At 64.5% G+C, this 14126-nt stretch carries 12 protein-coding genes; 5 read left to right on the top strand and 7 right to left on the bottom strand.

Annotated elements, in window-relative coordinates:
- Nucleotides 1–31: 31 nt before the first annotated feature.
- The 4 genes from LB553_RS10805 to pdeM all read left to right on the top strand — a co-directional run bounded on the left by LB553_RS10805 (nt 32) and on the right by pdeM (nt 4779).
- On the top strand, nt 32–382 hold the full coding sequence (locus tag LB553_RS10805; protein ID WP_224513005.1) for a MarR family winged helix-turn-helix transcriptional regulator: 351 nt from the start codon (nt 32–34) through the stop codon (nt 380–382).
- Between the two features lie 48 nt (nt 383–430).
- On the top strand, nt 431–1291 hold the full coding sequence (locus LB553_RS10800) for an NlpC/P60 family protein (protein WP_224513003.1): 861 nt from the start codon (nt 431–433) through the stop codon (nt 1289–1291).
- 220 nt (nt 1292–1511) lie between these two features.
- Nucleotides 1512–4043 (top strand): ligase-associated DNA damage response DEXH box helicase, encoded by a 2532-nt coding sequence (locus tag LB553_RS10795; protein WP_224513045.1) that lies wholly within the window; start codon nt 1512–1514, stop codon nt 4041–4043.
- A 19-nt stretch (nt 4044–4062) separates the two neighbouring features.
- On the top strand, nt 4063–4779 hold the full coding sequence (gene pdeM / locus LB553_RS10790) for a ligase-associated DNA damage response endonuclease PdeM (RefSeq protein ID WP_224513001.1): 717 nt from the start codon (nt 4063–4065) through the stop codon (nt 4777–4779).
- A 3-nt stretch (nt 4780–4782) separates the two neighbouring features.
- On the opposite strand, the gene LB553_RS10785 is transcribed toward pdeM, so the two are convergent.
- The 4 genes from LB553_RS10785 to LB553_RS10770 are packed head-to-tail and all read right to left on the bottom strand — an operon-like array spanning nt 4783 to nt 9544.
- On the bottom strand, nt 4783–5721 hold the full coding sequence (locus LB553_RS10785; protein ID WP_224512999.1) for a dimethyl sulfoxide reductase anchor subunit family protein: 939 nt from the start codon (nt 5719–5721) through the stop codon (nt 4783–4785).
- A gap of 6 nt (nt 5722–5727) precedes the next feature.
- On the bottom strand, nt 5728–6462 hold the full coding sequence (locus LB553_RS10780) for a 4Fe-4S dicluster domain-containing protein (protein ID WP_224512996.1): 735 nt from the start codon (nt 6460–6462) through the stop codon (nt 5728–5730).
- Nucleotides 6459–9389: a molybdopterin oxidoreductase family protein gene (locus LB553_RS10775; protein ID WP_224512995.1), complete on the bottom strand. Its 2931-nt coding sequence runs from the start codon at nt 9387–9389 to the stop codon at nt 6459–6461. The genes LB553_RS10780 and LB553_RS10775 overlap by 4 nt, the downstream gene beginning before the upstream one ends.
- Complete coding sequence (locus tag LB553_RS10770) at nt 9386–9544, bottom strand: hypothetical protein (RefSeq protein ID WP_224512993.1); 159 nt, start codon at nt 9542–9544, stop codon at nt 9386–9388. Before LB553_RS10770 ends, LB553_RS10775 begins: the two co-directional genes overlap by 4 nt.
- Nucleotides 9545–9667: 123 nt before the next feature.
- Here LB553_RS10770 and LB553_RS10765 point away from each other — a divergent pair, with 123 nt between their 5' ends.
- Nucleotides 9668–10555 (top strand): LysR substrate-binding domain-containing protein, encoded by an 888-nt coding sequence (locus tag LB553_RS10765; RefSeq protein WP_224512991.1) that lies wholly within the window; start codon nt 9668–9670, stop codon nt 10553–10555.
- A gap of 345 nt (nt 10556–10900) precedes the next feature.
- Here LB553_RS10765 and LB553_RS10760 read toward each other — a convergent pair whose 3' ends face one another.
- The 3 genes from LB553_RS10760 to LB553_RS10750 form a co-directional block, all read right to left on the bottom strand.
- Nucleotides 10901–12157 (bottom strand): Hsp70 family protein, encoded by a 1257-nt coding sequence (locus tag LB553_RS10760; RefSeq protein ID WP_224512989.1) that lies wholly within the window; start codon nt 12155–12157, stop codon nt 10901–10903.
- 199 nt (nt 12158–12356) lie between these two features.
- On the bottom strand, nt 12357–13148 hold the full coding sequence (locus LB553_RS10755; protein ID WP_095765916.1) for a TIGR02186 family protein: 792 nt from the start codon (nt 13146–13148) through the stop codon (nt 12357–12359).
- Nucleotides 13148–14071 (bottom strand): sulfite exporter TauE/SafE family protein, encoded by a 924-nt coding sequence (locus LB553_RS10750; RefSeq protein WP_224512988.1) that lies wholly within the window; start codon nt 14069–14071, stop codon nt 13148–13150. The genes LB553_RS10755 and LB553_RS10750 overlap by 1 nt, the downstream gene beginning before the upstream one ends.
- Between the last annotated feature and the right edge of the window lie 55 nt (nt 14072–14126).

Genomic DNA, 14126 nt, shown 5'->3' with positions numbered 1-14126 from the left:
AACCGAAACAATTTGCCGGCATGCTTGGGCGATGTCGATCTCGATGCGCCCGAGCCAGGCCTTGCGACTGTGGCAGCAGGTGATGCTGGCCCAGGTGCGGAACGGCGAGCCCGATCTCACCATGCGCCAGACGGCGATCCTGTTCACCATCTATCTCGATCCGCCACCCCATACGGTGCGCGGGCTGGCCGCCAGGCTTAACGTCACCAAGCCGGTTATCACCCGCGCGCTGGACACAATGGGCGCGCTGAAGCTGGTCTCGCGCCATCGCGACGAGCTCGACAAGCGCAACGTGCTGATCCGGCGCACGGTGGAAGGCGCGCTCTTTGTCGAGCGCTTCGGCGATGGTATCGTTGCCAGGGCGCACGAGCTGCCCATTTGACCTCATTGCCCCATCTGAGTTCATTGCTGATTTGACTGGATTATCGATTTGACCGCCAGGGATGCCCGCCTTCATGCTTTCCGCTCCGACCTTGCCGATGCGAGGCTGAAGGGCGAGGTCGCCGCCGACCGCTTCGTCACCGGCCGCCCGGCGCGGATCACGGCCGCTGTCGCCGATCTGCGCAAGGCGCCGCGCCCCGATGCGGGCGTCAACACGCAGGCGCTGTTCGGCGACGATGTGCTCGTCTTCGAGGACGCGGAAGGCTGGGCCTGGGTACAGGCCGAGCGCGACGGCTATGTCGGCTATGTGGCCGACAATCTGATTGGGGCGCGCGAGCATGCGCCCACGCATATCGTTTCCGTGCCGCGCACCTTCCTTTATCCCGGACCGGATCTGCGCTTTCCGATCAACGGGCAGCTGTCGATGGGCTCGACCGTGACGGTGACCGGCTCGGCCGAGACGCGCGGCACGCATTATGCGCTGCTGCCCTCCGGCCAGGCGATCATCGCCCGCCATTTGCGGCCGATCGCCGAGCCGGCGGAGGACTATGTCACGGTCGCCGAGAGCTTCCTCGGCACGCCTTATCTCTGGGGCGGTGTCTCCGGCTTCGGCATCGACTGCTCCGGCCTCGTGCAGTTGGCAATGCGCATGACGGGCAAGGATGTGCTGCGCGACGCCGATATGCAGGCGGCATCGATCGGCATGCCGTTCGAGCCGGGTCCGGACTATTCAGGTCTCGGGCGCGGCGACCTCGTCTTCTGGAAAGGCCATGTCGCGATCATGACCGACGAAAGAGACATGATCCACGCCAACGGCCACACCATGCTGGTCTCGCGCGAGGGGCTGAAGGAAGCGGTCGAGCGCATCGGCTATCTCTATGGCGCCCCGACGGGGTTCAGGAGACCGTAGCCTTCCTTCTCCCGTCGCTATACGGGAGAAGGTGCCCGAAGGGCGGATGAGGAGCGGCGCGAACCGTGCGGCGGTTTGCGCCGATAGCCAAACTATGATTGCCGGCGCTGCCCCTCACCTGCCTGCCGGCGCCCTCTCCCCGTAAACGGGGCAAGAACGTTGATCCCTTTTTGTTCCGATTTTCCTTGGCGATTGTTTGCCGCCGCGCTACCTCTTGCTCGTGACCGAGCAGCCGCGCCTTGCCGAACAGAATGCCGCCGTCCTGCTGCCTGAGCCATTCGTCAAATGGTTCGGCGAAAAGGGCTGGTCGCCGCGCGTCCATCAGCTCGAGCTGCTGGCGCAGGCTCAAAGCGGCCAGTCGGTGCTGCTGATCGCGCCGACCGGCGCCGGCAAGACGCTGGCCGGCTTTCTGCCGTCGCTGACGGAGCTGGCCAACCGTCCCAGGCGAAGGCCGGGCGAAGCCCGCCGCGGTATCCACACGCTCTACATCTCGCCGCTGAAAGCGTTGGCCGTCGACATCGAGCGCAATCTCGGCAAGCCGGTCGAGGAGATCGGCCTGCCTGTCACCATCGAGACGCGCACCGGCGACACGCCTTCGCACAAGCGCCAGCGGCAGAAACTGGCGCCGCCCGACATACTGCTGACCACGCCTGAGCAACTCGCGCTGCTGATCGCCTCGAACGATGCAAGGCGCTTCTTCGAGGACCTGCGCTATGTCGTGCTCGACGAATTGCATTCGTTGGTCACGTCAAAGCGCGGACATCTGCTGGCGCTCGGCCTGGCCCGGCTGCGCGCTTTTGTTCCCGCGTTGCAGACCATTGGCCTGTCGGCCACGGTGGCCGAGCCCGACGAGTTGCGGCGCTGGCTGGTCAGTCAGGCGTCTCCCGGCGCGATGTCCGAGCTCATCGTCGTCACGGGCGGCGCGAAGCCCGAGATATCGATCCTCGACTCCGAAGAGCGGGTGCCCTGGGCCGGGCACTCCGCCCGCTACGCCACGCCTGAGATCTACCGCGAGATCAAGCGGCACAAGACCACGCTGCTCTTCGTCAACACGCGCAGCCAGGCCGAGTTGCTGTTCCAGGAGCTATGGCGCGTCAATGAAGACACGCTGCCGATCGCGCTCCATCACGGATCGCTGGATGTCGCGCAGCGCCGCCGCGTCGAGAAGGCCATGGGGGAAAACGCGTTGCGCGCCATCGTCGCCACCTCGACGCTCGATCTCGGCATCGACTGGGGCGATGTCGATCTGGTGGTTCATGTCGGCGCCCCCAAGGGTGCCAGTCGCTTGGCGCAGCGTATCGGCCGCGCCAACCACCGCATGGACGAGCCGTCCAAGGCGATTCTCATTCCCGCGAACCGATTCGAAGTGCTGGAATGCCGCGCGGCGCTCGATGCCAATTATCTCGGCGCGCAGGACACGCCGCCGCTGGTCAATGGCGGGCTGGACGTCTTGGCTCAACACGTGCTGGGCTGCGCCTGCGGGGCGCCTTTCCATGCCGATGTGCTGTTCGATGAAGTAAGGACGGCCGCACCTTATACCAGCCTGGACAGGCCGACATTCGACCGGGTCATCGATTTCGTCGCCACCGGCGGCTACGCGCTGAGAAATTACGAGCGCTATGCCCGCATCCGGCAAACCAAGGAAGGCTTATGGCGGGTTTCAAACCCGGCCGTCGCCCAGCAATACAGGCTCAATGTCGGCACCATCATAGAAGTGCCGGCGCTCAATGTGCGTTACGTCCAGGCCGGCAGCAGAGGGGCAGCCTCGCGCGGCGGCAGGGTGTTGGGAAAGATCGAGGAAGCATTCCTGGAGACCTTGACCCACGGCGACACCTTTATGTTCGGTGGCAAGATCCTGCGCTTCGAAGGCATTCGCGAGAACGAGTGCTTCGTCTCGAACGCGCCCGGCAGCGACGCGAAAGTGCCCTATTACGGCGGCGGCAAATTCCCGCTTTCGACTTACCTCGCCGAGCAGGTGCGGGCCATGCTCGACGACCCGCAACGCTGGAAGAAGCTGCCCGAGCAGGTGGCGGATTGGCTGCGGTTTCAGGCGGACAAGTCCGTCCTGCCGAAACGCGACGACCTGTTGATCGAGACTTTCCCACGCGGCAACCGGTATTATCTCGTGGCCTATCCCTTCGAGGGCAGGCTTGCGCATCAGACGCTCGGCATGCTGCTCACCCGCCGACTGGATCGGGCAGGCGCCAAGCCGGTCGGGTTCGTGGCCACCGATTATGCGCTTGCCATCTGGTCGCTGGCCGACATGGGCTGGATGTTCAAGAACAGGAAACCGTCGCTGGCCACGCTGTTCGATCAAGACATGCTGGGCGATGATCTCGAGGCTTGGTTTGCCGATAGCTGGCTACTGAAGCGCACCTTCCGCAACTGCGCGCTGATTTCCGGACTGATCGAAAAGCGTCACCCCGGCAAGGAGAAAAGCGGTCGCCAGGTCACCGTGTCGACCGACCTGATCTATGACGTGTTGCGCAGCCATGAACCCGACCATATTCTGCTGCAGGCCACCCGTACGGATGCCGCGACCGGGTTGCTCGATGTCAGCAGACTTGCCGAGATGCTCTCGCGCATCCGAGGTCGTATCACGCATAAGAACCTTGAGCAGATATCGCCGTTGGCCGTGCCGATCATGCTTGAAATCGGCAAGATGCCGGTGAATGGCGAGGCGGACGAAACATTGCTGATGGATGCCGCCACCCTCGTCGAAGAGGCCATGGGGCCGGACATGGCGGACTGAAAGAAAGAGCCGAGAGGGGATGAATTTTTCGCTATCGCGGGCAACGCTGATCGCCGAGGCCGACATCGTCGGCATCGCCGGCGAACGTGCGGTCTGCGATCGGCGCGGCGTTCTTTATTTCCCAGATCTGCGACTGCTTGCCGTCTCCGACCTGCATCTCGAAAAGGGCTCGTCCTTCGCCCGGCGCGGCACGCTGATCCCACCCTACGACACCGGCGCCACCTTGCTGCGGCTTCAGGCGGTCATCGCCGACTACGAGCCGCGGATCGTCCTCAGCCTGGGTGATTCCTTCCATGACGGCGGCGGTGCCGGGCGCATGCACCAGAGCTTCCGCGAGCGCCTGGAAGCGATGATGGCCGGCCGCGACTGGTTCTGGGTCGCCGGCAATCACGACCCGGATGCGCCAGCCGACCTGCCGGGCGAGACGGTGAAGGAACTTGCCATCGGCTCGCTGCTCTTCCGCCATGAGCCGTCAAAGCTGCGGGTCGAAGGCGAGATCGCCGGCCATCTCCACCCCTGCGCGCGCATCGTCCAGCGCGGGCGCTCGGTCCGGCGGCGCTGCTTTGCCAGCGACGGCGGCCGCATGATCATGCCGGCCTTCGGCGCCTACACCGGCTCGCTCAACGTGCTCGACCGCGCCTATGCCGGCCTGTTCCGGCTGGAAACGCTGGTGGCCTATATGCTCGGCGCCGAGCGCATTTTTGCTATCTCCGGCTGGATGCTGCGGCCGGGCTGAAGCTTACTCCCTCCCATAATAGAGGGTGACCGTGTGCTTCGCCTCGGCGAAGAACAGCCAGCGCTCGACCAGCATGCCGGCGAACTGCGCGCCGGCCGCAAACATGGATGCGATCGCGCCCAAAGGCCACGGCAGGAAGAAAGCGATCGCCAGCAGGATCGCAGGCACGGCAAAGGCCAGCGCCTGCGTGATCCGCCGCAGCTTGGCGCTGTGCTTGCGTGCGATGCGGAAGCCCATTTCCTTCAGCAGATAGTTTTCTTCCGTGTGCGGCCACTCGATCGAACGCACCGTGCCGCCGGAAAGACCGGTCGCTGTGTTGGCGGTGGTCGGGATTTCCAGCCGGTCATTGTAGCGCCAGGTCGCAAGCTTCCAGCCCCAGCCGGCGAGCGTGGCAAGCAGAGCCCAGGCCAGCATCGCCCTCGAACCTTGCCTGAAGCCTTGGAGCAAGGCGTTGGCGAGAACGCTTCCGGTCATCGCTGCGAAGGTGAGATAAGCAGGCAAAGTATAGCGGCTGTGCCACTGCGCGATCGGCTTCAGCGACGCATAGATCATGCCTGTCGTGCAGACCGTCATTACCGCGCCTGCCGCCGCCAGCAGCCCGGCGGCCGCCACCCAGCCGCTGCTCTTGCCGAGAAGCACCCAGCCGATGCCGAACAAGCCAGCCGGAATGAAAGTTGCGACCGACGCCACGCCTTCGCGCGACAGCCACGAGCTGCGCCATTGCGAGAAGGCGCGCCAGGCGCGCTCGGGTCGGCCGAGGTGACCGGTGGAGGACAACAGCCCTGCCGCGATCACGCCGAGCGCCAGCGCCATGCCGACAAGGCCAAGCCAGAAGTCGGCGGGAATGAACCCTAACCCGCCGAGCAAGCCGAGGAGCGCCAGCAGGCCGTAGCCGGCCCCGGTGGCGGTGGTGAAGAAGACGACCGAGAAAGCGGGATGCATGATCGACTAGTTCGAAAGCATGCGGTCGATCCAGCCGAGGAAGCCGCCCTCGGCCTTGATCGGCACCAGCGCAGGCGCGTCGACCTTCGCCGCACGTTGGCTGCGGGCGCGCGGCGGCAAATATCTGTTGGTCGGCTGGTAGCCAAGCTCCGGCATCAGCGCCACACCCCCACGCTCCTCGACAAGTTGCGAAATCGCCGATGTAGGATCGCCGAGATCGCCGAAATGTCGGGCGCTGGTCGGGCAAGCGGCAACGCAGGCCGGCACGCGATCGTCTTCCGCCAGATTGTCGTTGTAGATCCGGTCGACGCAGAGCGTGCATTTCTTCATCACGCCGACATCGGTGTCGAATTCACGCGCGCCATAAGGACAGGCCCAGCTGCACAATTTGCAGCCGATGCATTTATCTTCGTCGACCAGCACGATGCCGTCCGAGGCACGCTTGTAGGAGGCGCCGGTCGGGCAGACGGTGACGCAGGCCGGCTGCTCGCAATGTAGGCAGGAGCGCGGGAAGTTCACCGTGCGGCCGCCCAGCTCCGTCGTGTGCTCGTAGGCGTGCACGCGGTTGAACCAGACGCCGTCGACATGTCCGCCAAAGGGGTCGATGTCGGTCAGCGGCGCCATGTGGCCGCCGGTGTTCCACTCCTTGCAGGCGGTGACGCAGGCCTGGCAGCCGACGCAAGTGTCGAGGTCGATGACGAGGCCGAGTTTCTTATCGGTTTGCACGGGTAGACAGGTCATTCGGCGGCTTCCCTCTTCATGCGGAATTGCGTGCCGAAGCGAAGCACGTCCGGCGAAGGCCCGAAATGCGGCGGCTGGGCGAAACGCTCGAATTGCGGCTCGGTGAAGCCGGCTTCTTGCGGCGCGCATTTCACGATCCGCACGCGCACATCGAACCACGCGGCCTGTCCTGTGACCGGATCGGAATTCGAATAGCGCTTGCCGTTGGCGTCGGCTGCGGTCTGGTCGCCGATGATGTGGTTGAGCAGGAAGCCGCGATTGCTCTCCGCCGCATCGTCCTTCAGCCCCCAGCTGCCGCGCCGTTTGCCGACCGCGTTCCAGGTCCACACCGTGTCCGGGTTCACGCCGTCGATCAGCTTGATCTGGCCCTTCACCCGGCCATTGATGCTTTCGATCCACACCCAGTCGTCGTCGGAAAGGCCAAGGCCGGTGGCGGTCTGCGTATGCACGAACAGCCGGTTCTGGCTGGTGATCTGCCTCAGCCACGCATTTTGCGAACCCCAGGAATGGTACATGTGCATCGGCCGCTGCGTCAGCGCATGCAGCGGATATTTTGCGAGATCGACGGTGTCCTCCTCGAGAGGCGCGTACCAGAACGGCAGCGGGTCCATATAGGCTTCCATGCGCCCGCGCTCGGCGTCCGGCGGCTGCACTTTCCCATGCCCGCGCGCCGCCAGCCGGAAGCGTTGGATCGGCTCTGAATAAAGCTGGAAAACAATAGGCTCTGCTTTGGCGATAAAACCCATCTCCACCGCGAAGTCGAGATAGGCGCGGTTGCCCATCTTGTAATAGCGCTGCTCGTCGGAAAAATCGTGGTGCCAGAAGCCGCCATTGTCGATGTAGCGCTGCAGCTGGTCGGGGTTGACATCGCCCCTGCCGATCGCGTCGCCATTCTCGCCACGCCAGCCGGCTAAAGGGCCGATGCCGGGGGTGCGTTCGTGGTTGACGATATAGTCGGCATAGTCGCGGTATTTCGCTAAGCCGTCCTCGTCGACGAAGCCGGGTAGGCCAAGTCGCGCGCCGAGCTCGATCAGCACCGACTGGAATGGCCGCACGTCGCGGTCCGGCTGCACCACCGGATGGCGGATGGCGTCGGCGGCGCCGTCGGCATGGCTGATCGGCCGGTCGAGCAGGCTGATGCAGTCATGCCGCTCGAGATAGGTGGTGTCTGGCAGCACCAGGTCGGCGAACCCCACCGTCTCGGAATAATAGGCGTCGGAATAGATGATGAAGGGGATCTTGTAGGCGCCCGCCGCGTCCTTGTCGGTCAGCATGGCAATCGTCTCGACCGTGTTCATCGAGGAGTTCCATGCCATGTTCGACATGTACATCAGCAACGTGTCGATCGGATAAGGATCGCCGGCCCAGGCATTGCGGATCACCGAGTGCATCAGCCCGTGCGCGGCCAGGGGTGCTTCCCAGGAATAGGCCTTGTCGATGCGGGTAGGCCGGCCGGCCTCGTCGACGAGAAGATCGTCCGGGTCGCAGACGAAGCCGAGCGGCATACCGTCCAGCGGCGTCATCGGCTGGGCGTTTTTTCCGCATGGCTTCGGCCCCGGCGGCGCCGAGCGCGGATAGGGCGGCTTGAAGCGGAAACCGCCCGGAACATCCACCGTGCCAAGCAGCACCTGCAGGAGGTGGATGGCGCGGCAGGTGTGAAAACCGTTGGAATGGGCCGAGATGCCGCGCATGGCATGCATCGAGACCGGCCGCCCCTTGATCGTCTCGTGTCGCCGGCCGGCCCAGTCAGTCCAGGCGATCGGCAACTCGATCGTCTGCTCGAAGGCGACATGCGCCAGCTCCGCCGCGATCCGCCGGATCGTGTCGGCGGTGACGCCGCAGCGCTCTGCCACGGCGTCCGGCGAGTACCTCTCGTCGAGATAGCGTTTGGCGATGAGCTGGAAGACAGGCACGCAACGCCGCCCGCCGATCTCATAGCTGCCGGTCAGCGCAGGCTTGGCTTCGGGGTCGGCTGCATTGACCGGCCGCTTCGCCACTCTATCCCAGGCAAGCGGGTTGTCGTCCACGCCGCGCACGAACAGTCCATCGTCGGCGGCCCCCGGCTCCTGCACGACCAGCACGGGCGCGTTGGTGTAGCGCAGCAGATAGTCGAGATCGACGCGTCCGGCCTTGAGCAATTCGTGGACGAGCGCCAGCACGAACAGGCCGTCCGTGCCTGGCCTGATGCCGATCCAGTCGTCGGCGATGGCATTGTAGCCCGTGCGGCAGGGATTGATCGAAACCACCTTGGCCCCGCGCGCCTTGAGCTTGCCGAGGCCGATCTTGATCGGATTGGAATCATGGTCCTCGGCGACGCCGAACAGCATGAAATATCTGCTGTTGTCCCAGTCGGGTTCGCCGAATTCCCAGAACGAGCCGCCGATCGTATAGAGCCCGCCGGCCGCCATGTTCAAGGAGCAGAAACCGCCATGCGCGGCGAAATTGGGTGTGCCGAATTTCGAAGCCCACCAGCCGGTCAGCGATTGCGATTGGTCGCGCCCGGTGAAGAAGGCAAGCTTCCTCGGATCGGTGCGCCTGATCGCCGACAGCCTCTCGGTGGCGATGGTCAGCGCTTCCTCCCACTCGATCTCGCGGAATTCGCCCGAGCCGCGCGGACCTGTGCGCAGCAATGGCTTCTTCAGCCGCGCGGGGCTGTAATGCTGCATGATGCCGGCGCTGCCCTTGCCGCAGATCACGCCGCGGTTCACCGGGTGGTCTTTGTTGCCGTTGATGTAGCGCACCTTGCCGTCCTTGATGTGGACGTCGATACCGCAACGGCAGGCGCACATGTAGCAGGTGGTCTTGGCGATGCGGTCGGAGACTTCAGGCGAGGTCTCGACGCCATCGCCCTCGTTCGGTGCTCGGCTGTCCGCCAGCGGCCGCTGCGAGGGTGCGGAATTGGCGCCGCGGGGCGCGGCTTTGCTCATGATCCGCGCACGCCCTTGCCGCTCGCCATCTTGGCCTTCGTCTTGGGTCCCGGCCCGCGCATGTAATGGAGCTCGGGATGATAACGCTCGCCGGCGAGCTGCCGCTTCAGCCGACGGCTCCAATGCGCGAAAAGGGATTTGAACCGCCCTGCCATTCCCACTCTTGGCCTCTAACGACCAATTTTTTCCAACTTCAGGCAAAAACTTAGAACAAAGCAATTGATCCGTCTAACAAGCAGCTCTTGTAATTCCGATCGGCTTTGCTTCTTAGTTGGCCCATGACTCTCGATCAGTTGCGCATCTTCGTCGCCGTCGCCGAGCACGGCCACATGACCAAAGCCGCCGAGCGGCTCGGCATCTCGCAGTCGGCCGCGTCGGCTGCCATTCGCGCGCTCGAAAGCCAGCATGGCGTGCGCCTGTTCAACCGGGTCGGCCGCAACATCGAACTGGCCCAGACCGGTCACCGCTTCCTGCCGGAGGCGAAGGCTGTCCTGGATCGCGCCGCCGCCGCCCGCGGCGTTCTGGAGGATGTTTCGCAGACCGTCGCCGGCAGCCTGTCGATCGCAGCCAGCCAGACCATCGCCAGCTACTGGCTGCCGCGTCGCCTGGCGTCCTTCCATGAGGCCTATCCCGCCGTGAAGCTGAGCGTGACGATCGGCAACACCAGGCAGGTCGAGACCAATGTGCTGGACGGCAGGGCCGATTTCGGACTGGTCGAGGGCCGTACCGAGTCCGACATCCTGCGTCGCGCCACGGTCGACGAAGACCGTCCGATGCTGGTGGTTGCGCGCGCGCATCCCGAAATGACGACGACGCGCGCGGGGAACCTCGATATCAGGGCGCTGCGCTGGATCATCAGGGAAGGCGGGTCGGGCACGCGGGAGGCGCTGGAGGATTTCGCGCTCAGCCAGGGGGTCCCACCGGCCGAGCTGCAGATTTTCCTCGTCCTGCCCAGCAACGAGGCCGTGCGTCAGGCGGTCGAGGCCGGCGCGGGGGCGACGATCATCTCGGAACTGGTGGTCGCGCGCTCCTTGGCGGAGGGCAGCCTTAGGGCCGTGCCGGTCGAATTGCCGAAGCGCGATTTCGCCATGATCACGCATCGCGACCGCCAAGCGAGCCTCGCGCAGATGGCGCTGAAGGCGCATCTTGGTGGAAAGGTAAGCTGATGCCCAGGCGGCATCAGGGCTGCATCCAGGATGAGGAATCATCACAAACGCTCGCGATTGGCCGAAGCCCCTCCGAACTTCGTCATTCTAGGGCGAAGCAGTCGCGAAGCGACGTTGCGGAGACCTAGAATCCATTCCGTTACATCGGCCAGGGAGTACAACGGAGCAGAATTCTGCACCGGAGCAACGCTTCAAACTCACGGAATGGATCCTCGGGTCTGCGCCGCCTCGCTTCGCTCCTTGCTCCGCCCGTGGATGACGACGTCACGGGCGTTTCGACCAACCTTCCGGGCATGCCGTCGCTACCCGATGGACAACCCCCGCAGCTACGTTGCGGCAAAACGCTCACGCGTATTTGCGCTGCGCGTCGAGCGCGAGGCCCAGACCGACCGAGCCGAACATGTCGCCTTCGATAACCGAGGCGTGCTGCACCAACGACAGGATCTGCCGCTTCGCCAGCGGGATGGCGGTCGAACCGCCGGTGAGGAACACGGCGGTGATGGCCGAGGCAGGGATGCCGGCGTCGGCGATCGTGTGTTTGACCGTCGCGGCCACGCGTTCGATGTCGCCGCTGATCGTTTCCTCAAGGCCGGCGCGCGTGATCTGTGCCGCGAAGCGCGCGCCGGGCAGCGACACCTTCACTTCGGCCGAGGATTGGTCAGTGAGCGCGATCTTCGCCCTTTCGACCAAGCCCGCCATCGCATGGCCGTAGCGATGTTCGACAACGTGGACGAAGCGGTCGACGAGGTCGGCCCGCTCGGCCTCGTAGCGGATCTGTCGCAGGTCGTTCATTGCCTTGGCGGTGTAGACCAGATTGATGCGCTGCCAGGTCGCGAGATCGATGAAGTAGGCCGCGGGCAGGTTGCGCTTGTGGTCCTTGGTCCGCGTCAGATAGCCGAGCTCAGGCATGACATGGGCAATGCTGAGCAGCCGGTCGAAATCGGTGCCGCCGATATGGACGCCCCGGTTGGCGAGGATGTCGGACTTGCGGTCGGTCGAGCGGGCGCGCTCCGGCGAAACCCTCACGATCGAGAAGTCGGATGTGCCGCCGCCCATATCGACGATCAGCGCCAGCTCTTCGCGGGAAACCTTCTGCTCGTAATCGAGCGCCGCCGCGATCGGCTCGAACTGGAAGGCGATGTGCTTGAAGCCTTGCGCGCGCGCCGCCTTTTCCAGTTCGCCCTGCGCCTTCGCATCGGCAGCCGCGTCGTCGTCGACGAACTGCACGGGCCGGCCCAGCACGACGTTGTCGACCGGACCGCCGGCATCTTCTTCCAGCCGTTTCTTGAGGTGGTCTATGAACAGGCCGATAATGTCGATGAAGCCGATCTGGCGCGCCTTGATGCGCGTCTTCTCGTTGGCAAGAGAACTGCCGAGCACGCTCTTCAGCGAGCGCATCAGCCGGCCTTCGATACTGTCGGTGTAGTCGCTGATCGCACGGCGGCCGAAATAGGTGTAGCCGTCCTCGAAGTTGAAGAACACGGCGCTGGGCAGAGTGGGCTGCTCGCCTTCCAGCGCCACCAGCCGCGCCCGGCCGTCGCGGATCACGCCCACGGTGGAATTGGACGTGCCGAAATCGATGCCGCCGAATGCCGATCGCATCGCAGCCTCCTGTCTTTGCTTATGCCGGCAGATCGTCGGGGACGCGTTGGGCGCCGTCATCCGGATTGCCGGACCGCTCTGCCGAAATCGAAATGTGTGCTTGTCCCTAGGGGCTGGGAGGCGGCGATGTATCGCAAAACGGGGAAAAGGGAAACCCTGTTTTGAACGGAAAACGGGTCTTCCGATTCTTCCCGAAGCGTCAATCCTTGCGGAAGATGAGCCGGCCCAGCCAGCCGGTCAGCATGGCCAGCGATATCGCAAACACGCCGTAGAGGAACGAATCGTCATGCGCGACGCGGAAGACCGACTGCTCGAAGCCGGATTTGCGGATTTCGAGCTGGGCCGAGCTTTCCTTGACGAACATGCCGCTCTTGAACAGGAACGCGCGGGCTTTATGGGTTCCGACCGGCACGTTGGGCGCGAGCCGCACGGTGGCGCGAAAAAGGTTCTGCGACAGGAATTGCACGCCGCCGACATTTTCGCTGTAGAGGCCCGTGGCCGCCTTGCGGTCGCGGAGCGCGGCGGTGAATTCCTCGATCGTCGCCGGGCTGTCGGTCTCGTCGGCGGGCTTCATGTAGAGGTTCTGCGCACCGAGCGACAGCTGCTTGTATTTGGCAGGCTCGGCGATGTCCTGCAGCGGCCGCGTCGTCGCAACGGAATAGGAAACCGGCACGTTCTCGAACGTCTCCGAATCCAGATTGATCCAGACGCCGAGCACCCTGTCCTTGCGCCGGACGACGACCGGCCTTGGCGGCCCTTCGAGCACGACGATTACGTCGTAGCGCCCTTGGCGCGCGATCAGCGGGTCGGGATTTTCCAGCGATCCGAAGATCGTCAGGTCGGCGCCCGAGAAACCCGCCGTGATGGAAATGGCGTCGGTCGACAGGCCGATCTGAATGCTTTCGGCGGGCGGCGTCTGCGCCGTCGCCGGGGAAAGGGCAAAGAGCATCGACAACGAGACGGCGGCTGCAAATGCTCGTCGTGCCGCCATCAGTTGAGCCCCGCGGCGGACAGCGAATAGAGATTGGGCGGCGTCACGAAGAGATCGGCGGCAAGGCGGATGGCGACGGCCAGCACCAGCATCGCCAAAAGCGCGCGCAGCTGTTCGCCGCGCAGCCTCTGGCCGGCCTTGGCGCCATACTGCGCGCCGGCGACGCCGCCGGCCATCAGCAGGAAGGCCAGGATCACGTCGACGGTCTGGTTGGTCGTGGCATGCACCAGCGTGGTGTAGGCCGAGGTGAAGATGATCTGGAACAGCGAGGTGCCGATAACGACATTGGTGGGCACCTTGAGCAGGTAGATCAGCGCCGGCACCATGATGAAGCCGCCGCCGACGCCCATGATCGACGACAGGAAGCCGATCCCGGCGCCGAGCCCGAGCACCGGGATGACGCTGACGAACAGCTTCGAGGCGCGGAAGCGCATCTTGAACGGCAGCCGGTGGATCCAGTTGTGCTGTCCGGATTTCTTGAGCACGGGTGCGGCGCCGCTGCGGCTGGCGCGCAGCGCGTTGACGCTTTCGACCAGCATCAGCCCTCCGACCGTGCCGAGCAGCACGACATAGAGCAGCGAGATGAACAGGTCCAACTGGCCAAGCCGGCGCAAGAGCGCAAAGACGAAGATACCGGCCGTCGAGCCGACGATGCCGCCGGCCAGGAGCACGCCGCCCAGCTTGAAGTCGAGCGTGCCGCGCTTGAAATGCGACAGCGCGCCGGAGAAAGAGGAGGCGATGACCTGGTTGGCGCCCGTGGCGACGGCGATCGCCGGCGGGATGTTGTAGAAGATCAAGAGCGGCGTGATCAGGAAGCCGCCGCCGACCCCGAACATGCCCGACAGGAAACCCACCGCCGCGCCCATCGCCAGCAGCACGAAGACGTTGACGGAAATTTCCGCGATCGGGAGATAGATGCCCACCCGTCTGTCTCGATCAGTTTGTCTGTCGGCGCATAGTGCCGTCCCCGGACAGTAA

This window comes from Mesorhizobium sp. CA8 (assembly GCF_020164955.1).
Classification (GTDB): Bacteria; Pseudomonadota; Alphaproteobacteria; order Rhizobiales; family Rhizobiaceae; genus Mesorhizobium.
This window is presented reverse-complemented; position numbering and strand designations above follow the sequence as displayed.